Below are 18070 nucleotides of genomic sequence, written 5' to 3' on the forward strand. Positions count from 1 at the left end.
TCCGACATAGTTCCCGGTATGTCCCCCGCCGACGCCGACCGGACGACTCGACAGCGGATCGCGGATCGACTCCGCGACGATGAAGCCGCCGCCAGCGAACTGTCCGAGGAGCTTGCGGTTCCGGTGCCCGTCGTCTACGACCATCTCGAGCACGTCGCGGAGTCGGCCGGGGCGGACGAACGGTTCCTCGTCGCGCCGCCGACCTGTCCCGACTGCGGATTCGACCGATTCGACGACCTCCTGGGGCAGCCTTCACGATGCCCGGAGTGTCGCTCCGAACGGATCGAGGAGCCGATCTATCGGATCGAGGGGACGGACTAGTCGGCCGATCCGGGAGCGGACTAGTCGGTCGAGCCGGGAGCGGTTCGTCCGGCGCCCGACCTGTTGGGAGACCGGCCCGCTGGGAGACCGGCCTGCTGGCGATCCGCCCGGCGACGTCACGATCGAATAAACACCTATGGTGGTCTATCCACTACCTCGTGGCGTGCTCGCTCAGACGCTCCCGTCGGTGTCGACGACGTTCGCGGTCTACGTGTTGGCGTTCGCCGCGGCCGCGGTGGCCTGCTTCGCGAGCGTTCCCCGTGCACGCACGTTCGATGATCCGGACGTTCGCGTCGGACTCGTTTCGCTGCTCGTGCTCAGCGGGCTCTGGGCGACGGCCCACGTCGGGTTCCTGATCGCGAGGCAAAGCTCGCTGGCGGTCCCGCTGTACGTCGCCGGGCTCGTGGCCGGCTTCTCGACCATCGGGGCGTGGCTCTACTTCTGTTCGGCCTACTCCGGACGGACGCTCCACCGGCAGCCCGTCTATCGGCGCACCGCGGTCGGGATCTTCCTCGCGGTGCTCGCGGTCAAGTTCACCAACCCGATACACGGCATCTACTTCGCGGTCGAACCGAGCACCACGCCGTTTCCTCATCTCGGGGTCCACCACTTGGTCGGCCATTGGGTTGCGATGGGGCTGGCGTACGCGCTCGCCACCGTCGGGATATTCATGCTCGTCGAGCAGTTCACGCAGGTCGGCGCCGACACCACGCCGCTGGCGATACTCGTCGGCATCACCGGACTTCCGTTGGTGCTCGACATCGTCGGGTATCTGCACCCCGGGCTGATCGACATGACCTACGAGCCCCTCGGGGTCGCCGTCTTCGCGGTCGGGGTGCTGTTCATTTTCTACGATCAGTTCCAGGCGACGCGCATCGCCCACGAGACCGACGAGCCCGTGATCGTCCTCGACGACGACGACCGGGTCCGCGATTATAACGTCAGCGCGCGGCAGCACCTCCCGGAGATCGCCGACCGCGTCGTCATCGGCGAGCCGATCGCCGAGGCGCTCCCCGAACTCGCCGCCGCGATCGGCGCCGACGACGACATCTGTCGGATCGACCGGGACGGCGAGACCCGGTATTACCGCGTCTCCGTGGGCCCGTTCACGGCGGGGTCGCGTCACCTCGGTCGGCTCCTCACGATCACGGACGTCACCGACCGCGAGCGCTACCGAATGGAGCTGGAGCGACAGAACGAGAGACTCGACCGCTTCGCGAGCGTAGTCTCACACGACCTGCGGAACCCGCTCAACGTCGCACAGGGGCGTGTCGATCTCGCCCTGGAGACCGGCGACGACGAGCACCTCGAGGCGGCCGCGAACGCGCTCGACCGGATGGAGGAGCTGATCGCCGACGTCCTCACGCTGGCGCGGCAGGGACAGCCGATCGGCGAGACGGAACCCGTCCGGATCGCGACGGTGTGTGAGGAGGCATGGAGGGTGATCGACGCGGGGGCGGCGACGCTCGAGGTGGACGCCGACGCCACGATCGACGCCGACGCCGACCGGCTGCAACAGCTGCTCGAGAACCTCTTCCGGAACGCGATCGAGCACGGCGGCGAGGACGTCACGATCACCGTCGGACCGCTCGCGGACTCGCCCGGCTTCTACGTCGCCGACGACGGCCCCGGGATCCCACCCGAGAAGCGCGAGGAGGTCTTCGAGTACGGTTACACGAGCGATCCGGAGGGGACGGGCTTCGGGCTTGCCATCGTCTCGGAGATCGCCGAGGCACACGGTTGGACCGTCCGCGCGGTCGAGGCGGACTCCGGCGGCGCCCGGTTCGAGATCGCCGGCGTTCGGCGCCCCGAGTGACCTCCGTCCGCGTTGTGCACCCGGTTCCCACACTGGCTTTGCGATTCGAATGTCCGGATCCCGATTCTCGCGTCTACTCCCCGAGCGACCCCCGGCTTCCGATCACCCGTCGCCGTGGGCGTCGACGATGACGACCTCGCCGTCCTCGACGGTGACGTTGATGAGAGTTCGGACGGTGTAGTCGGTGTCGTCGAGGTCGTTGTCGCCGGCCTTCTTGATGACGGCGACGACGTCGACGACTTCCGCGCCGATGTCGTTGGTCAACGCGTCGAGGATCGCCTTCATCGTGCCGCCCGTCGAGAGGACGTCGTCGATCACGAGCACGCGGTCGCCGGGCTCGACGTCGTTGATGTACATCTCGGACTCCGAGTAGCCGGTCTCCTGAAACAGCGGGACCTCGCCCTCGAGGCCGTACTGGCGCTTCCGGATGACCACGAGCGGAATGTCGGTCATCAGCGACAGCGCGGTCGAGATGTGGATCCCCATCGCGGCCGGCGTGACGATCTTGTCGACGTTCTCGAGCTCGGCCTTCCGGATGATCCGGATGACGATCTCCCGGAGGAGTTCCGGCTCCAGCATCGGGACCCCGTCGCTTATCGGGTGGACGAAGTACTCGTACTCGCCTTTCTCGATGATCGGGGCGTCGAGCAGGGACTGCTCCAGCTGGTCCATGTCGCCGGTACAGACCCGGTCGGATAAAGCCTGGCGGTTATCGCCGTGCGTGCGCCGGTCTCCCACCCGTTTGCGACCGTGACGTCGTCGGTTCGGCCGGGGTTCAGTCGTCCGGGTGCCGGCTCCGGCAGTTAGTCGTCCAGAGGGAGGCGGTTCAGGGCGCGCTCGCCCACGCCGGTGAGGTACGCCTGGCCCCAGACGCCGACGAGGAGCGCGCCGAACGAGTTGAACACGAGGTCCTTCACGGTGTCCTCGAGGCCGTGTTGGGCAAGCGGCATCGCGATCCCGGTCCGGGCCGCGAAGACGTCGAGGCCGAACTCGAACAGCTCCCAGACCACCCCGAACGCGAGCACGAACGCGACGAGAAAGACGACGAAGAAGCGCCGCGGCAGACGGATCTCCTCGTGGTGGGCGTCGACGGCACGAACGGCGACGTACCCGATCGCGGCGACGACGGACGCCGAGGTGGCGTGGGTGACGTGGTCCCACCAGCCGACGGAGGCGTAGAGACCTGCCGACCCGAGCGTGTGCAGGAAGACGGCGGTCGTGAGCCAGAACGCCAGGAACGGGTCGATCGGAACGCGGTAGTTCCGCTCGATGACCGCGGGCGCGAAGGTGATCGCCAGCGCCGCGGTGCCGTTCGTCACCGCCTTCGGCTCGCCGATCCAAGCCCCATAGCCGATCAGTACGACGAGAACGGCCTGCATCGACCGTGCGAGCCCGCGTTTGGTCGCGGGCGGCAGAGCCGCCCGAAGCCGTCGGATCATCCGGACTGCCCTCCGTCCTCGTTCGCGGATCCGGTCCGTCCGGAATCACCGAGTTCCCGCTCGAGACGCCGCGTGAGTGCGCGATCCCGCCGGCGGAAATAGAGGTCGAACAGGAGGCCGGCGACGATCCCCGCGATCGTCACCCACAGGAACTCGATCATCAGTGCCTCGTTGTCGATCAGGTACGCCGAGCCGAACGTTCGGTCCAGTCCCCAGCGGACGATCGTCCACAGCGCGGCCGTCGCGAGCGTCGCCACGACGACCAACAGGACCGCGAACCAGTGGGTCACCCGCATCGGCGTGAACATGTCCATCTCGGCGACCACGAGCAGCGCCAGCGCCGCGAGCGCGAGGTACGTCGCGAAGACGCCGACCTCGACACCCGGGGCGAGCGCTCGTGCCACGAGCGGCAGCGCGGCGAGGGCGAGCAGCTCCCACGGGAGCATCACGCGCCAGTCACGGCGCACGGCCGCCGGCAGCGTCATCACGCCCGCCGTGGCCGCCGCGACGATGAGCCACTGGACGTCGAGCGGCAGCAGACTCTCCAGGAACACGAGCCCGACCAATCCGACGAGTACCCAGCCGATGAGCGCGTTCCGCCGCGTGTCGCGGAACAGCGACGCCAGGAGGTCGGCGTTCGTGTCGGTCATCGTCGCTGGAACCTCGGCCAACGCCGTTCGGATCGGGGCTGCTGGATCATCGGGAAACCATCTGGTCGTTCGGGCCGACCTAGCCGTATTGGCCGTCTTCCTCGGCCTTGATGTCGTCGAGGTACTCGTGGGCCTCCTCGAAGATCTCGCGGGGGCCGTCCTGGGTGATCGTGTTGATCGCTTGGTCGTAGTCGCGCCACTGGAGGTCGCGGTGCTCCTTCGAGAGCTCGGCGCTGGCCTCGAAGGAGCGCGCGATGAACAGGTGGACCGTCTTGTGGATGGTCTCGCCGTTCGCCTCGAACACGTAATCGTACTCCTTGCGGAAGCCGTCGATGAGGCGGAAATCGGATATCCCCGCCTCCTCCTCGACCTCCCTGATCGCCGTTTGCTGGAGCTCCTCGTCCCCCTCGACCCCGCCTTTGGGGAACTCCCAGTCCCCCGGACGGCTCTTCAGGAGCAGGTACTCCCGGTGGCCGCGGGTGTCGCGGAAGAGGATGGCTCCAGCGCTCGTCGCTTCGACCGTCATTGCGGGGTTCTACTTGGTCGCCGCTAAAGAGGGTGTCGGACGCGACACCCCGCCACGTCGGCTGGTCCGCGGCGGTCCCGGGCCGTGACCGTCCCGGTCCGTGACCGTCCCGGGCCGCGGCGCTCGATCTCCGACGTGTGCCGCCTCGCCCCGCACGACCGGATGTAGGTGCGTTTTTACCCGTCGGCGCCCCACGACCGATATATCCCCAGCGATGACCTTCGTCACCAAACTCTCCTTCGAATCCGGCGACCGGCGCGTCCTCGAGGAGACCGTCGAGGACCTCCACCGGACGCTCGAGCGAAAGGGCGTGGAGTGTAAGGGCCCTCACGCCTTCTCGCCCGAGCGAACGCGCGTCCAGCTGTATAAGCAACTCCGACCGGGCGACCAGTTCTCCCCGTGGGAGTACACCGTCTACGCGCGCAAACTCGAGATCCACGGGTCCGACGACATCGCCCGCGAGATGGTCGACCGCGACTTCCCCGACTCCGTCCACGTCGAGGTCGAAGTCGATCGGAAGAAGCCGCTCGGCCACGGGCGCGACTGACGGGCGAAGCGCCCACGACCGGCGGCCGGTTCGATCGGGACTGACGGTTGAAAAGAGGATCAGCATAAAGACACCGACCGTGGACGACGTCCGCTGGACGAGATCGCACGACTGCGGCAGGGTACTCTGAACCGGCGATCGACCCCGTCTAGTAACCTTTAACCGACGCAAACCGGTATTTCCTTGCAAGATGGCGAGCAACAAGATCCTCGGTATCGACCTCGGTACCACGAACTCCGCGTTTGCGGTGATGGAGGGCGGCGACCCCGAGATCATCGCGAACGCCGAAGGCGACCGCACGACGCCGTCGATCGTCGCGTTTTCCGACGACGGCGAGCGGCTGGTCGGCAAGCCCGCCAAGAACCAGGCGGTGCAGAACCCCGACCGAACGATCCAGTCCATCAAGCGACATATGGGCGAGGAGGATTACACCGTCGAGATCGAGGACGAGGAGTACACGCCCGAGCAGGTCTCGGCGATGATCCTCCAGAAGATCAAACGTGACGCCGAGGAGTACCTCGGCGACGAGATCGAGAAGGCGGTCATCACCGTCCCCGCCTACTTCAACGACAAGCAGCGACAGGCGACGAAGGACGCCGGCGAGATCGCCGGCTTCGAGGTCGACCGGATCGTCAACGAGCCGACCGCGGCTGCGATGGCGTACGGCCTCGACGACGAGTCCGACCAGACGGTGCTCGTCTACGACCTCGGCGGCGGCACCTTCGACGTCTCGATCCTCGACCTGGGCGGCGGCGTCTACGAGGTCGTCGCGACCAACGGCGACAACGACCTCGGCGGCGACGACTGGGACGAGGCGGTCATCGACCACCTCGCCGAGGAGTTCGAGAACGACCACGGGATCGACCTCCGCGAGGACCGACAGGCCCTCCAGCGGCTCACGGAGGCCGCCGAGGAGGCGAAGATCGAGCTGTCGAACAAGAAGGAGACCACGGTCAACCTGCCGTTCATCACGGCGACTGACTCCGGGCCCGTCCACCTCGAGCAGTCGATCACGCGGGCCACCTTCGAGTCGCTGACCGGTGACCTCCTCGAGCGAACCGTCGGTCCGACCGAGCAGGCGCTCGAGGACGCCGGCTACGCGAAGGGCGACATCGACGAGGTCATCCTCGTCGGCGGCTCCACCCGGATGCCGCAGGTACAGGAGAAGGTCGAGGAGCTCGTCGGCCAGGAGCCGAAGAAGAACGTCAACCCCGACGAGGCCGTCGCGCTGGGCGCGGCCGTCCAGGGCGGCGTGCTCTCGGGCGACGTCGACGACATCGTCCTGCTGGACGTGACGCCGCTCTCGCTCGGCATCGAGGTGAAGGGCGGCCTCTTCGAGCGGCTCATCGAGAAGAACACCACGATCCCGACGGAGGCCTCGAAGGTCTTCACGACCGCCGCGGACAACCAGACGTCGGTCAACGTCCGCGTCTTCCAGGGCGAACGCGAGATCGCCGAGGAGAACGAGCTGCTGGGTGCCTTCCAGCTCACCGGCATCCCGCCGGCGCCCGCCGGAACGCCGCAGATCGAGGTTTCCTTTAACATCGACGAGAACGGGATCGTCAACGTCGAGGCGGAGGACCAGGGCTCGGGCAACGCCGAGTCGATCACCATCGAGGGCGGCGCCGGCCTCTCCGACGAGGAGATCGATCGGATGCAGGAGGAGGCCGAACAGCACGCCGAGGAGGACGAGAAGCGCCGCGAGCTGATCGAGGCCCGCAACGAGGCCGAATCGACGGTTCAGCGCGCCGAGACCCTCATCGAGGAGAACGAGGAGAACGTCGACGACGACGTGATCGCCGAGATCGAGGACGCGATGGACGACGTCGAGGACGTCCTTGCGGACGAGGACGCCGACATCGACGAGATCGAGTCGGCAACCGAGGACCTGGCCGAGCAGCTCCAGGAGATCGGCAAGCAGATGTATCAGGAACAGGCGGCCCAGGCCGGTGCCGCCGGCGGCGCCGGGGCGGCGGGCGCCGGTCCGGGCGGAATGGGCGGTGCCGGCGGCGCCGGTCCCGGCGGGATGGGCGGTGCCGGCGGCGCGGCCGGCAACGGTGCCGGCGAGCCCGGCGACGACGAGTACGTCGACGCCGACTTCGAGGACGTGGACGAGGACGACGAATAGTCGGTCTCACCAGCCACCCAGCACTGCCTCGATCGCCGGTCGACGTCATCCGGACGAACGAGACACGCCCGCATCGGGACGATACCGGCGCGGCTCGGCCGCGGGTCGGGTGCACGCTTTTCAAGTAGCCCGACGAATTACGACGTCACAAGACCGGAACTTTACGCATGAGCGAGGACTTCTACGACGCACTCGGGGTCTCACGGGACGCCGACACCGACGAGATCAAACAGGCGTATCGAAAGAAGGCGGCGGAGTATCACCCGGACGTCAGCGACCACGACGACGCCGAGGAGAAATTCAAGACGATCAAGAAGGCCAAGGAGGTCCTCACCGACGAGGAGACGCGCCGCCAGTACGACCAGCTGGGCCACGACCGGTTCGTCGAGGCCGAGAAGCGCGGTGCGGCCGGGTCGGGAGCCGGCGGCGGCCCCGGAGGAGCGGGCGGTCCCTTCGGCGGCGGCGCGGGCGGCGCCGGCGGCTTCGAGGACATCTTCAACCAGTTCTTCGGCGGCGGTGGCGGCCGCGGTCGCGGCGGCGACCCGAACCGCCCGCGGCAGGGGCAGGACCTCCGGACGGGCGTGACGATCGACCTCGAGGAGGCCTTCGAGGGCGCCACCAAGCAGTTCACCGTTACCCGTCCCGAGACGTGCGACACCTGCGATGGCGCCGGACACCCGCCCGACGCGGACGTCTCGACGTGTCGGCAGTGCAACGGCCAGGGACAGGTCACGCAGGTCCAACAGACCCCGCTCGGCCGCGTCCAGCAGACGACCACCTGCCCCCGGTGTGAGGGGACCGGCGAGACCTACAGCGAGCGGTGTTCCGACTGCGACGGCGACGGCGTCGTCCGCAACGAGGCGACGCTGTCGGTCGAGATCCCGGCCGGGATCAGGTCGGGCCAGAGCCTCCGGATGGAGGGGGAGGGCGCTCCCGGCGAGAACGGCGGGCCCAACGGCGACCTCCTCATCGAGGTCGACGTCGACGTCGGCGACCGGTTCGAACGCGACGGCGCCGACCTCCACGTCCACGAGGCGGTCTCGTTCCCGCAGGCCGCCTTCGGCGACACGGTACAGATCGAGACCGTCGACGGCACCGTCGAGATGGACGTTCCGTCGGGGACCCAAAGCGGGGAGACGTTCCGGCTCTCCGGCAAGGGGATGCCCCGCCTGCGCGGCCGGGGGCGTGGCGACCTCTACGTCCAGGTGCAGGTGGTCGTCCCCGACTCGCTCAACGACGAGCAGCGCGAGGCGCTGGAGGCGTTCGCCGAGGCCGGCGGCGAGGAGATCGACGTCGAACAGGGCTTCTTCGAGAAGCTGAAGAGCTCCTTCTGATCCCGTCTCGACGCCGACTCCCTCCAGCCAACCGATCTCGTCTCGACGCCGACTCCCTCCCGCCAACCGATCTCGTCTCGACGCCGACCTCGTTTCGGTGCCGATCGGTCGCCCCGATCGGTGCCGCCGCTCGAGGGGGACGCTTTTGAGTCTCTCGCGCCGAGAACCGGTGTATGGAGACCCTCGCGGACCCGCTCGCCCGTGATCGCCGAAGCGACGATCCCGCACTCGTGACGCCGGACGGTCGGGAGCGCAGCCGCCACGATCTGATCACGAACGCGTACAAGGCCGGCAACGCGCTCCGGCACGAGGGCGTCCGACGTGGCGCCGCGGTCGGGATCGCGCCGGTACCGGACCTGCCGTTCGTCCTCGCGTTCCTCGGTGCCGGCCTCCTGGGCGCGACCGTCCGGTTCGACGTGGACGCGAGCCTCGCGGCGGGCGCGCGAGCGATCGTCGTCCCGGCTGCCGACGTCGCCGACGTCACCGCGGACGCGGGGCCGGGAACGCGGGTGGTCGCCGTGGGCGGAGCGCCGGACGACCCCGCCGTCACCCACTGGGAGGAGACCGTCTGGAGCGAGAACCCGGCGTTCCCGTCGCCGACGATCGAGCCGGACGATCCGTTATTGGGCTCGCCCGACGGAGACGAGACCATCACTCACGGCGAGGCGATCTCGGCAGCCACGGCGATCGCCGAGCAGTACGGGATCGGTTCGGCGCGTCGGGTCGTCCTCCGGTCCTCGCTCGCGCACCCGGGTGCGGTCGTGGCCGGCGTGCTCGCGCCGCTGTGTGGCGGCGGCGTCACCGTGTTGTCGTCGGCCGAGGCCGAGGGCGTTGCCGCCGAGGCCGACCTGGTGGTCGGCGACGCCGATGGCCAGAACGCGAACGATGCGAGCGCGGTCGCCGTCGACCCAACCGTGATCGACCCCGACGACGTGCCCACTTGAGGCTCATCTCGATCCGTGGCCCTCCCGATTTCGACCCGTCTTCGCGCGGTAGTGCCGATTCTCGGGGGCGCTCACTGCAGCTCGCGGATCCGTGCGATCGCCTCGGGATTCTCGATCGACGAGAGGTCGCCCGGGTCCTCCCCGCGATGGGCTGCCGCGATCGCGCGGCGAACGACCTTCCCCGACTGCGTCTCGGGGAATTCGGGCACGAACCGGATCGCGCGCGGTCGGAAGGGCTTGCCGTGCTGCTGGCCGATCAGCGCCTGCAGCTCGGACCGGAGATCGTCGGTCGGTTCCGCGTCGGGATCGAGGATGACGTAGCAGACGACCGCGGTCCCCGTCGTCTCGTCGGGAACGCCGATCGCGGCCGCCTGTGTCACCGCGGGATGCTCGACCAGGACGGCCTCGATCTCGGCGGGACCGACCTTCCGTCCCGCGACGTTCAACGCGTCATCGGCGCGACCGTGGAGGAACCAGAACCCGTCCTCGTCGACCTGCGCGAAATCGCCGTGGTTCCACAGGTCCTCCCATCGCGACCAATACTCCGCGAGGTATCGCTCGTCGCCCGACCAGAGGCTCTTCGTCATCGAGGGACAGGAATCGCGTGCAACCAGATAGCCCCGCTCATCGGCCTCCCGAACGGACTCGCCGGCCTCGTCGACGACGTCCACGCACATCCCGAGCCCGGGTCCGCCAAGCGTGCACGGTTTCAGCGGCTGGTCGGGCATCGGCATCAGGAAACAGCCGCAGATCTCGGTCCCGCCGGAGATGTTGATGATCGGACACTCGCCGTTCCCCACCGTCTGGTGAAACCAGCGCCAGGATTCCGGATCCCACGGTTCTCCCGTCGATCCGAGCAGCCGCAAGCTCGAGAGGTCGTGCCGGTCGACCCAGTCGTCGCCGTGTTTTCGCAACGCCCGGATCGCCGTCGGGGAGACGCCGAACGTCGTCACGCCGTGCGTCTCGATCAGCTCCCAGAATCGGTCGGGATCCGGGTGGTCCGGGGCGCCCTCATAGAGGACGACCGTGCCGCCGAAGGTATGGTTGCCGATCAGCATCCACGGTCCCATCATCCAGCCGATATCGGAGACCCAGAAGAACCGATCGCTCGGCTGGTGGTCGAAGCCGAAGTGGATCTCCTTGCTGCACTGGAGGAGGACGCCGGCGTGGGTGTGGACGATCCCCTTCGGCTCGCCGGTGGTTCCGGAGGAGTACAACAGCAGCGACTCGTGATCGGCGGGGACCGAGTCGGACCCATAGCCGACCGGCTGTGTGTCGATCGCCGCGCTCCAGGTTTCGTCGCGTCCGTCGGTCCAGGGGACCGTGTCCGCCGTTTCCGTCGGCGTCGTCTCCGCATCCGGCGTCCGTCCGAGTCGGTCGTACACCACGACGTGTTCGACGTGCCCGGCCGCCTCGATCGCCGCGTCGGCGGTCCCCTTGAGCGCCACCGGCGATCCGCGGCGGTGGAAGCCGTCGGCGGTGAACAGGACCGACGGTTCGGCGTCGGCGATCCGCGTCGCGGTGGCCTCGGTTCCGAAGCCGGAGAAGATCGGGACGGCGATCGCGCCGACCTTGAAACAGCCGTAGAGGATCGGGACGACTTCGGGGACCATCGGCATATACAGCCCGACCGTGTCGCCGGGGTCCGTCCCGACGGACTTCAGGTAGGCGGCGACCCGATCGCTTGCGCGGGCGAGTTCGCGAAAGGTCAGCTCGCGGACGTCGCCGGGTTCGCCCTCCCAGACGACCGCGACGCGGTTTCGGTTCGGCGACCCCGGCGCGGCGTGGCGGTCGCAGACGTTGTGCGCGACGTTCAGCTCCCCGCCGACGTACCACTCGGAGAACTGTGGGCCGTCGGCGTCGTCGCGAACCGCGTCGTAGGGTTCGTCGAACTCGATGCCGAGGTAGTCCACGATCTCGTCCCAGAACCACTCCACGCCCGACTCGGCGACCCCGTCGATCCCGTAGCAGGTACGGTCGATCAGCTCGTCGTAGTCGTCGATCCCGTACTCGCGCATAAACGCCCGGACGTTCGTTTTCGCGGCGGTTTCCGGGTCCGGACGGTGGGCTATCTCCGTGTACTCCTCGAGGGGATCCATCCCGTGGGTCTTGTGATCGATCCGGTAAGTAGTTTCGTACGATCGCCTGGAAAGGGGCGTGACCGTTGGGACCGAGAGCGGATGACGGGTGAGTGCGAGAGTGGATGACGGGTGAGTGCGAGAGTGGATGACGGGTGAGTGCGAGAGTGGATGACGGGTGAGTGCGAGAGTGGATGACGGGTGAGTGCGAGAGTGGATGACGGGTGAGTGCGAGAGTGGATGACGGGTGAGTGCGGGGAACGGTTTTCACCGTGGGGGTTCTTAGCGGCGTATATGTACGTCCGTGATGCGAAAAACCGGGACGAAGCGTGGTTGCTCGACCACATCGAGGCGATGGGTCTCGACGATATGGCGTTTCGCTCGCGGGATTACGTCATCGCGGTCGACGAGGAATCGAACGAGCGCGTCGGGTTCGGCCGGCTTCGGATCCACAAGGACGACCCCGAGCTATGCGAGCTCACGGGCATCGGCGTCCTCGAGCCCTGGCGGGGACAGGGCGTCGGCGCACACGTCATCGAGCGGCTCGTCGAGACCGCGGACGCGGAGGGTTTCGAGGCCGTCTATACCCTGACCGACCAGCCCGGCTACCTCGAGCGGTTCGGCTTCGAGCCCGTGGCGGACGAGGACCTGCCCGACCGGCTTCGCGAGCGACTCTCGGAGAAGCGCTCGGTCGTCGACGAGTCGGTGGTCGGCCTCCGGATCGACGTCGGCGCCTTCGACCTCCCGACGGGGTCCCGGGAGGCCTTCAAGAACGCCGCGGCCGACGGGGAGACGGACGGGGACCACGAGGAGTCGCCCGAGGACTTCGGCATCGACCCCGACACGGCGACGTATAAGTACGACACCGGGAACTGACCCGTCTTCATCCGCTGACGGGTGGGACGACCGCGAGCCTAGAACGGGTACTCCCGCGGCTCGTGTTGCAGCGAGATCCACTTCGTCTCGGTGACCTCCCGGAGGAACTCGTCGGCGTTGTAGCCGCCCATTCCGGAGGCCTTGGTGCCGCTGAAGGGAACGTGGGCCTCGTCGTTGATGGGCTGGTCGCCGACGTGGACCATTCCGGTCTCGAGGCGGTCCGCGATCGCCTTTCCGGCGGCGACGTCGCTGGCGTGAACCGACCCCGAGAGGCCGTACTCCGTGTCGTTGGCGAGCGCGACCGCCTCGTCGACGTCCGAGAACGAGATCACGGGCGCGATCGGGCCGAAGTGCTCGAAGCAGGCGGCCGACATGTCGTTCGTGACCTCCGAGAGCACCGTCGGCGCGACCACGAGAGAGTCGTCGACCCCCTCGATCGACACCGTCTCGCCGCCGGTCTCAAGCGTCGCGCCCGCCGCGACCGTCTCCTCGACGTATTCGAGCATCTGGTCGCGCTGTGACTCGTCGATGATCGGTCCGACGATCGTCCCGGGGTCGTGTGCGGAGCCGGCCGGGATCGACTCGGCGCGCTCGACCAGTCGGTCGACGTACTCGTCGTGGACGGACTCGTGGACGAGATGGCGGTTGATCGAGATGCACACCTGTCCCTGGTGGACGAACGAGCCGAAGACGGCGGCGTCGATCGCTCGATCGAGGTCCGCCTCGGCGGTGACGATGTGGGCGTTGTTGCCGCCGAGCTCCATCGCCGGCGTCGCGAGGTTCTCCGCGGCCTGGGCCGCCACCTGCCGCCCGACCGGCGTCGAACCCGTGAAGGCGACCACGTCGCTGACGGGGTGGCTCGCCACGCGGTCGCCGATCTCCGAGCCGCGGCCGGTGACCACGTTGAGGACGCCGTCCGGCAGGTCGGCTTCGGCGAGCAGCTTCGCGAACAGCAGCCCGCCCACGATCGGCGTGTTCGTCGAGGGTTTGAGCACGACCGTGTTGCCGGCCGCGATCGCGGGCGCGACCGCCCGCATCGAGAGGTTCAGCGGGAAGTTCCACGGCGAGATGACGGTGACCGTGCCGGCCGGGATCCGCTCCACGACGTTCTCCTTTCCGGGGACGTTCGAGGCGGCGTGTTCTCCCTTCATCCGGCGTGGCAGGGTCGCGGCCTCCGCGGCCTGGTCGGTCGCGAGCTGGACCGACGTCTCACCCATCGCCCGCGACCCGCCGGCCTCGCGGGACAGGAGGTCCACGATCGACTCGTGCTGATCCTCCAGCGCATCGAGCAGGGACTGCATCGCCTCCTCCCGGCGTGCCGGCGGGGCGGCGGCCCACTCCTCCTGGGCCGCGGCGGCGGCCTCGTAGGCGGCGTCGACGTCCGCCTCCGTCCCGCGCGGGACGTGCGCGACGGTCTCGCGCGTCGAGGGGTCCTCGACCGCGATCGTCTCCCCGCCGTCGGCCTCGGTCCACTCCCCGTCGATGTACAGTGCGCTCCAGTCGTCGGCGATACCGAGTTGTGTCATGCGATACTGATATTCGGTAGCCATCCGTATAGATGATCGTATCGGGGCGATCCGCTCGTCCGGACGTCGGTCACGTCGACGGATCGCGGAGAACCGACCAGTGCTGCGCTGGCTCCGTGGTTCCGTCCGGCGATCTCGTCGCCGGAACCGTCCACCGAGGCGGACCGTAATCGGTTTACTGCGGCCTGTAGAATGGCGGGTGTATGACAGTCACCATCGTCGGCTCCCAGCTGGGAGACGAGGGCAAGGGCGCTCTCGTCGACCGGTGGGGAGGGGACGCGGACGTGATCGTCCGTTATCAGGGCGGCGACAACGCCGGCCACACCGTCGTCGAGGGCGGCGACGAGTACAAACTCTCGCTGGTTCCAAGCGGCGCCGTCAGGGACAAGGTCGGCGTCCTCGGGAACGGCTGCGTCGTGAACCCGCGTACGCTCTTCGAGGAGATCGACGGCCTGCGCGAGCGGGGGCTCGACCCCGACGTCCGGGTCGCCAAGCGCGCCCACGCCATCCTGCCGTACCACCGCGTGCTCGACGGCATCGAGGAGGAGGTCAAATCCGACTCCGACCTCGACGCCGGCACGACCGGCCGGGGGATCGGCCCGACCTACGAGGACAAGGCCGGTCGACGAGGGATCCGGATCGGCGACCTGCTCGACCGGGCGGTCCTCCGTGACCGCCTCGAGTACGTCGTCCCGCAAAAGCGGGCGCTCGCCGAGGAGGTCTACGGCCTCGACGTCGGCGCCAGCGACCACGCCGACGCCTTCGACGTCGACGCCCTCCTCGAGGAGTACGCCGACTACGGCGACCGGATCGCCGCCGACGGAATGGCGGTCAACTGCTCGCAGTTCCTCCACGAGGCCCGGCAGGCCGGCGACCGCATCATGTTCGAGGGCGCCCAGGGGACCTCGATCGACATCGACCACGGCATCTACCCGTACGTCACCTCCTCGAATCCCACCGCCGGCGGCGCGGCGGTCGGCAGCGGCGTCGGCCCGACCGTCGTCGGGCAGGGCGAGGTCGTCGGCATCGTCAAGGCCTACCTCTCACGGGTCGGGACCGGGCCGCTTCCGACCGAGCTCGACGGTACCGACCGGGAGGAGGAGCTGGCCGACCACATCCGCGAGCGTGGCGGCGAGTTCGGGACCGTCACCGGCCGACCGCGCCGCATCGGGTGGCTCGATCTGCCGATGCTTCGTCACGCCGCGCGCGTCTCCGGCTTCACCGGGATCGCGGTCAACCACGTGGACGTCCTCTCGGGGCTCGACGAGCTGAAGGTGTGCGACGCCTACGAGCTCGACGGCGACCGCATCGAGTCGATGCCCGCGACCACCGAGGAGTGGGGCCGGTGTGAGCCGGTCTTCCGCGAGTTCGACCCCTGGCCGGACGTCGACTGGTCGGCCGTCGCCGACGAGAGCGCCCACGCCGGCCTCGATGCCCTGCCGGAGGAGACGCAGGCGTATCTCGAGTACCTGAGCGATGCCGTCGAGGCGCCCGTCTACGCGGTCGGCGTCGGTCCCGGCCGTGAGGAGACGATCGAGCTCGTCAACCCCTTCGAGAACGCCTGAGGTCGGATGCACGGCAACGACCGGTCGATCCTCGCGATCGCGATGACCGGTCACGGGATGGTTCACGCCTTCGAGATGTCCATCCCGGTCTTTCTCACCTACTGGATGGCCGCCTTCGAGGTCGGCACGGGGACGATGGGCACCGTCGTCGCCGTCGGCTACGCCCTGTTCGGCATCGGCGCGCTCCCGGGCGGGATCGCGGCCGACGTCTACGGCTCGAAGCGACTCGTGATGGCGTGCCTGCTCGGGATGGGGCTCGCCTTCCTCCTGTTGGGGTTCGGCGGGATCGTCGGCCTGACGGCCGCGTTACTGCTGTGGGGCGCCGCCGCGAGTCTGTATCACCCCTCGGGGCTCCGCCTCATCAGTACCGGCATCGAGGAGCGGGGGTCCGCGTTCGCCGTCCACGGGATGGCGGGCAACCTCGGGATCACTCTCGGTCCGCTCGTCGCCGTCCTCCTGTTGCTGGTCCTCCCGTGGCGTGCGGTCGCGGCGGCGTTCGCGATCCCCGCGATCCTCGCCGCGATCGCGGTGGCGTTCGTCGACGTCGACGAGACCGCGGCGGTCGCGGGAACCGACGGCGCGGAGGCTGATGGGGGCGAACCCGCGGGCTCGGACTCCAGCGCCCCCGGGTCCGCCGGCTCCGAATCCGAAGATCCCGGGTCCGGCGATCCGGAATCCGCCGCTCCCGGAACCGGAGACCCACCCTCGATTCGCGAGATCATCGCGGACACCCGACTGCTGTTCGCGGGCGCCTTCGTGCTCGTCTTCGCGATCGTGATCCTGCAGGGGTTCTTCTACCGCGGGATCCTCACCTTCCTGCCGGAGGTGCTGTCCGACTCGCCGGTCCTCGAACCGGTCGTTCTCCTCGACCGCGAGGTCGCCCCCGCCAGATACGTCTACGTCGCGCTGCTGTGCGTCGGGATGGGCGGCCAGTACCTCGGCGGCACGCTCAGCGACCGGTACCCGCCCGAACGGGTGGCGATCGGCGCGTTCCTGCTGCTTGCCGTCCTCAGCCTCGCGTTCGTTCCGGCCGCGACCGTCGGCGTCGCGGCGCTGGTCGGCGTCAGTCTCCTGATCGGGTTCGTCCTGTTCGGCGAACAGCCGCTAATGCAGGCCGTCGTCGCCGAGTACACCGGGTCCGGTGACAGGGGGCTGGCGTACGGCTATATGTACCTCGGAACCTTCGGCGTCGGGTCGATCGGCGCGGCCGTCAGCGGGGCCGTGCTCGCCTACACCACGCAGCAGGCGCTGTTCGTCGTGTTGGCGCTGGTACCGACCGCCGCGGCGATCGCATCGGCCGTTCTCTACCGGCGCGGTCGCGGTTGACGCCCGGGGCTCGGACTCCGATCCGACCCGGGACCCGCACACTTTTGACGGCGCCTCGCCTACCGCCGACCATGAAGGAGTCGCTTCTCGACATCATCTGCTGTCCGCTGGACAAACACGACCTCGAACTCGAGGTCGAGGACCGCGAGGACGGGGAGATCCTCGAGGGCACGCTCACCTGCACCGACTGCGGGGAGACGTACCCGATCGAGGACGGCATCCCGAACCTCCTCCCGCCGGATATGCGCGAGGAAGCCCCCGCCTGAGGCCTCACGCCGTTCATACCGGGGCTCCGGTGACTGACCATCCCTGTCCCCGTTCGCGCAGCGATCGTCGTAACTCCCCGTGATCGTCGTGAACCTTTTTCTACCGCGCACGCGAGGTAGCAGACGTGCAGACGATCCCGATCGAGGTGAACGGCGACGGCGTGCACTCGATCGCGGCTCCCGACCGGATCACGGTCGAGGGGTCCTTCGAGATCGCGATCGACAATCAGGGGCAGGCCGCCCACGTTCACCTCAACGTCGACGACGACCTCGGCCGGGTCGCCCGCCTCGGGGAGACGAACCACTTCCTCGAGGCGGACGCGCGTCGCGTCGTTCACGTCGACGTGCGACCGGATCGCCCGGGTCAGTCCGTCCGCGGCAAGCTCAAGGCGGTCGTGGGCCACGGGTCCGGGGCCGCATACCTCACCGTCGTCGTGGAGCCGGCACCGGAACCACGGGCGGAGTCGGTCACCGTCGACGACTCCTTGGCCGATCCGCCCGAGCGGGATCCTGAGCCCACGACCCCCGAACGGGTCGTCGCGGCGATCGACGCGGCGTTCGGCGACGGGCTCGGCCCCGCCCTCGCGGTCGCCGCCGTCGCGGTGGTCGTCGCGCTCGGGGTCGGCGCGGCGCTGAACACGCCGGCCGTCTTCCTCGCCGCCGGGGCCGTCGTCGCCGCGGTCGTCTTCGCGCTGGCGTTCGGTCTTCGGTGATCCGGCGCGTCGGGG

The 18070-nt window shown here is 68.6% G+C and carries 17 protein-coding genes; 11 read left to right on the forward strand and 6 right to left on the reverse strand.

The window, feature by feature from the left end:
• The first annotated feature begins 18 nt into the window (after positions 1–18).
• Both CPZ00_RS11610 and CPZ00_RS11615 read left to right on the forward strand, forming a co-directional pair.
• Positions 19–321 (forward strand): transcriptional regulator, encoded by a 303-nt coding sequence (locus CPZ00_RS11610; protein ID WP_096391019.1) that lies wholly within the window; start codon positions 19–21, stop codon positions 319–321.
• A 163-nt stretch (positions 322–484) separates the two neighbouring features.
• Complete coding sequence (locus CPZ00_RS11615; protein WP_233255085.1) at positions 485–2137, forward strand: sensor histidine kinase; 1653 nt, start codon at positions 485–487, stop codon at positions 2135–2137.
• A 102-nt stretch (positions 2138–2239) separates the two neighbouring features.
• Here CPZ00_RS11615 and hpt read toward each other — a convergent pair whose 3' ends face one another.
• The 4 genes from hpt to CPZ00_RS11635 all read right to left on the reverse strand — a co-directional run bounded on the left by hpt (position 2240) and on the right by CPZ00_RS11635 (position 4752).
• Positions 2240–2809: a hypoxanthine/guanine phosphoribosyltransferase gene (gene hpt, locus CPZ00_RS11620; RefSeq protein ID WP_096391021.1), complete on the reverse strand. Its 570-nt coding sequence runs from the start codon at positions 2807–2809 to the stop codon at positions 2240–2242.
• A gap of 131 nt (positions 2810–2940) precedes the next feature.
• Positions 2941–3576 (reverse strand): hypothetical protein, encoded by a 636-nt coding sequence (locus CPZ00_RS11625; RefSeq protein ID WP_096391022.1) that lies wholly within the window; start codon positions 3574–3576, stop codon positions 2941–2943.
• The gene (locus CPZ00_RS11630; RefSeq protein ID WP_096391023.1) at positions 3573–4226 is read right to left on the reverse strand and encodes a hypothetical protein; all 654 of its coding nucleotides are present in this window, start codon (positions 4224–4226) and stop codon (positions 3573–3575) included. Before CPZ00_RS11630 ends, CPZ00_RS11625 begins: the two co-directional genes overlap by 4 nt.
• Before the next feature lie 79 nt (positions 4227–4305).
• Positions 4306–4752: a bis(5'-nucleosyl)-tetraphosphatase gene (locus CPZ00_RS11635; protein ID WP_096391024.1), complete on the reverse strand. Its 447-nt coding sequence runs from the start codon at positions 4750–4752 to the stop codon at positions 4306–4308.
• Between the two features lie 214 nt (positions 4753–4966).
• Between CPZ00_RS11635 and CPZ00_RS11640 the strand changes: the two genes are divergently transcribed.
• The 4 genes from CPZ00_RS11640 (at position 4967) to CPZ00_RS11655 (ending at position 9705) form a co-directional block, all read left to right on the forward strand.
• Positions 4967–5299, forward strand: a complete 333-nt coding sequence (locus CPZ00_RS11640) for an uS10/mL48 family ribosomal protein (protein WP_096391025.1) — start codon at positions 4967–4969, stop codon at positions 5297–5299.
• Positions 5300–5489: 190 nt separating this feature from the next.
• The gene (dnaK, locus tag CPZ00_RS11645) at positions 5490–7427 is read left to right on the forward strand and encodes a molecular chaperone DnaK (protein WP_096391026.1); all 1938 of its coding nucleotides are present in this window, start codon (positions 5490–5492) and stop codon (positions 7425–7427) included.
• A gap of 167 nt (positions 7428–7594) precedes the next feature.
• Positions 7595–8761, forward strand: coding sequence for a molecular chaperone DnaJ (gene dnaJ / locus CPZ00_RS11650; RefSeq protein WP_096391027.1), 1167 nt, complete (start codon positions 7595–7597; stop codon positions 8759–8761).
• Between the two features lie 173 nt (positions 8762–8934).
• On the forward strand, positions 8935–9705 hold the full coding sequence (locus tag CPZ00_RS11655) for a class I adenylate-forming enzyme family protein (RefSeq protein WP_096391028.1): 771 nt from the start codon (positions 8935–8937) through the stop codon (positions 9703–9705).
• Positions 9706–9776: 71 nt separating this feature from the next.
• Here CPZ00_RS11655 and CPZ00_RS11660 read toward each other — a convergent pair whose 3' ends face one another.
• Positions 9777–11804, reverse strand: a complete 2028-nt coding sequence (locus tag CPZ00_RS11660) for an AMP-binding protein (RefSeq protein ID WP_096391029.1) — start codon at positions 11802–11804, stop codon at positions 9777–9779.
• Between the two features lie 273 nt (positions 11805–12077).
• Here CPZ00_RS11660 and CPZ00_RS11665 point away from each other — a divergent pair, with 273 nt between their 5' ends.
• On the forward strand, positions 12078–12659 hold the full coding sequence (locus CPZ00_RS11665; protein ID WP_096391030.1) for a GNAT family N-acetyltransferase: 582 nt from the start codon (positions 12078–12080) through the stop codon (positions 12657–12659).
• 38 nt (positions 12660–12697) lie between these two features.
• On the opposite strand, the gene CPZ00_RS11670 is transcribed toward CPZ00_RS11665, so the two are convergent.
• Positions 12698–14185 carry an aldehyde dehydrogenase family protein gene (locus tag CPZ00_RS11670; protein ID WP_199243355.1) on the reverse strand — a complete coding sequence of 496 codons (1488 nt, stop codon included), beginning with the start codon at positions 14183–14185 and terminating at the stop codon, positions 12698–12700.
• 203 nt (positions 14186–14388) lie between these two features.
• Between CPZ00_RS11670 and CPZ00_RS11675 the strand changes: the two genes are divergently transcribed.
• The 4 genes from CPZ00_RS11675 to CPZ00_RS11690 all read left to right on the forward strand — a co-directional run bounded on the left by CPZ00_RS11675 (position 14389) and on the right by CPZ00_RS11690 (position 18055).
• Positions 14389–15750, forward strand: a complete 1362-nt coding sequence (locus CPZ00_RS11675; protein ID WP_096391032.1) for an adenylosuccinate synthase — start codon at positions 14389–14391, stop codon at positions 15748–15750.
• Positions 15751–15756: 6 nt separating this feature from the next.
• Positions 15757–17076, forward strand: coding sequence for an MFS transporter (locus CPZ00_RS11680; RefSeq protein ID WP_096391033.1), 1320 nt, complete (start codon positions 15757–15759; stop codon positions 17074–17076).
• A 71-nt stretch (positions 17077–17147) separates the two neighbouring features.
• Positions 17148–17342 (forward strand): methytransferase partner Trm112, encoded by a 195-nt coding sequence (locus CPZ00_RS11685; RefSeq protein ID WP_096391034.1) that lies wholly within the window; start codon positions 17148–17150, stop codon positions 17340–17342.
• Positions 17343–17467: 125 nt separating this feature from the next.
• Positions 17468–18055 (forward strand): DUF7524 family protein, encoded by a 588-nt coding sequence (locus tag CPZ00_RS11690; RefSeq protein ID WP_096391035.1) that lies wholly within the window; start codon positions 17468–17470, stop codon positions 18053–18055.
• The last annotated feature ends 15 nt before the right edge of the window (positions 18056–18070 follow it).

The sequence above is a fragment of the Halopenitus persicus genome (assembly GCF_002355635.1).
GTDB classification, from domain to species: domain Archaea; phylum Halobacteriota; class Halobacteria; order Halobacteriales; family Haloferacaceae; genus Halopenitus; species Halopenitus persicus_A.

Coding starts and splice junctions, on each gene's coding strand:
- CPZ00_RS11610 (WP_096391019.1), top strand. CDS start 19: ATGTCCCCCGCCGACGCCGACCGGACGACTCGACAGCGGATCGCGGAT.
- hpt (WP_096391021.1), bottom strand. CDS start 2,809: ATGGACCAGCTGGAGCAGTCCCTGCTCGACGCCCCGATCATCGAGAAA.
- CPZ00_RS11625 (WP_096391022.1), bottom strand. CDS start 3,576: ATGATCCGACGGCTTCGGGCGGCTCTGCCGCCCGCGACCAAACGCGGG.
- CPZ00_RS11630 (WP_096391023.1), bottom strand. CDS start 4,226: ATGACCGACACGAACGCCGACCTCCTGGCGTCGCTGTTCCGCGACACG.
- CPZ00_RS11635 (WP_096391024.1), bottom strand. CDS start 4,752: ATGACGGTCGAAGCGACGAGCGCTGGAGCCATCCTCTTCCGCGACACC.
- CPZ00_RS11640 (WP_096391025.1), top strand. CDS start 4,967: ATGACCTTCGTCACCAAACTCTCCTTCGAATCCGGCGACCGGCGCGTC.
- dnaK (WP_096391026.1), top strand. CDS start 5,490: ATGGCGAGCAACAAGATCCTCGGTATCGACCTCGGTACCACGAACTCC.
- dnaJ (WP_096391027.1), top strand. CDS start 7,595: ATGAGCGAGGACTTCTACGACGCACTCGGGGTCTCACGGGACGCCGAC.
- CPZ00_RS11655 (WP_096391028.1), top strand. CDS start 8,935: ATGGAGACCCTCGCGGACCCGCTCGCCCGTGATCGCCGAAGCGACGAT.
- CPZ00_RS11660 (WP_096391029.1), bottom strand. CDS start 11,804: ATGGATCCCCTCGAGGAGTACACGGAGATAGCCCACCGTCCGGACCCG.
- CPZ00_RS11665 (WP_096391030.1), top strand. CDS start 12,078: ATGTACGTCCGTGATGCGAAAAACCGGGACGAAGCGTGGTTGCTCGAC.
- CPZ00_RS11670 (WP_199243355.1), bottom strand. CDS start 14,185: ATGACACAACTCGGTATCGCCGACGACTGGAGCGCACTGTACATCGAC.
- CPZ00_RS11675 (WP_096391032.1), top strand. CDS start 14,389: ATGACAGTCACCATCGTCGGCTCCCAGCTGGGAGACGAGGGCAAGGGC.
- CPZ00_RS11680 (WP_096391033.1), top strand. CDS start 15,757: ATGCACGGCAACGACCGGTCGATCCTCGCGATCGCGATGACCGGTCAC.
- CPZ00_RS11685 (WP_096391034.1), top strand. CDS start 17,148: ATGAAGGAGTCGCTTCTCGACATCATCTGCTGTCCGCTGGACAAACAC.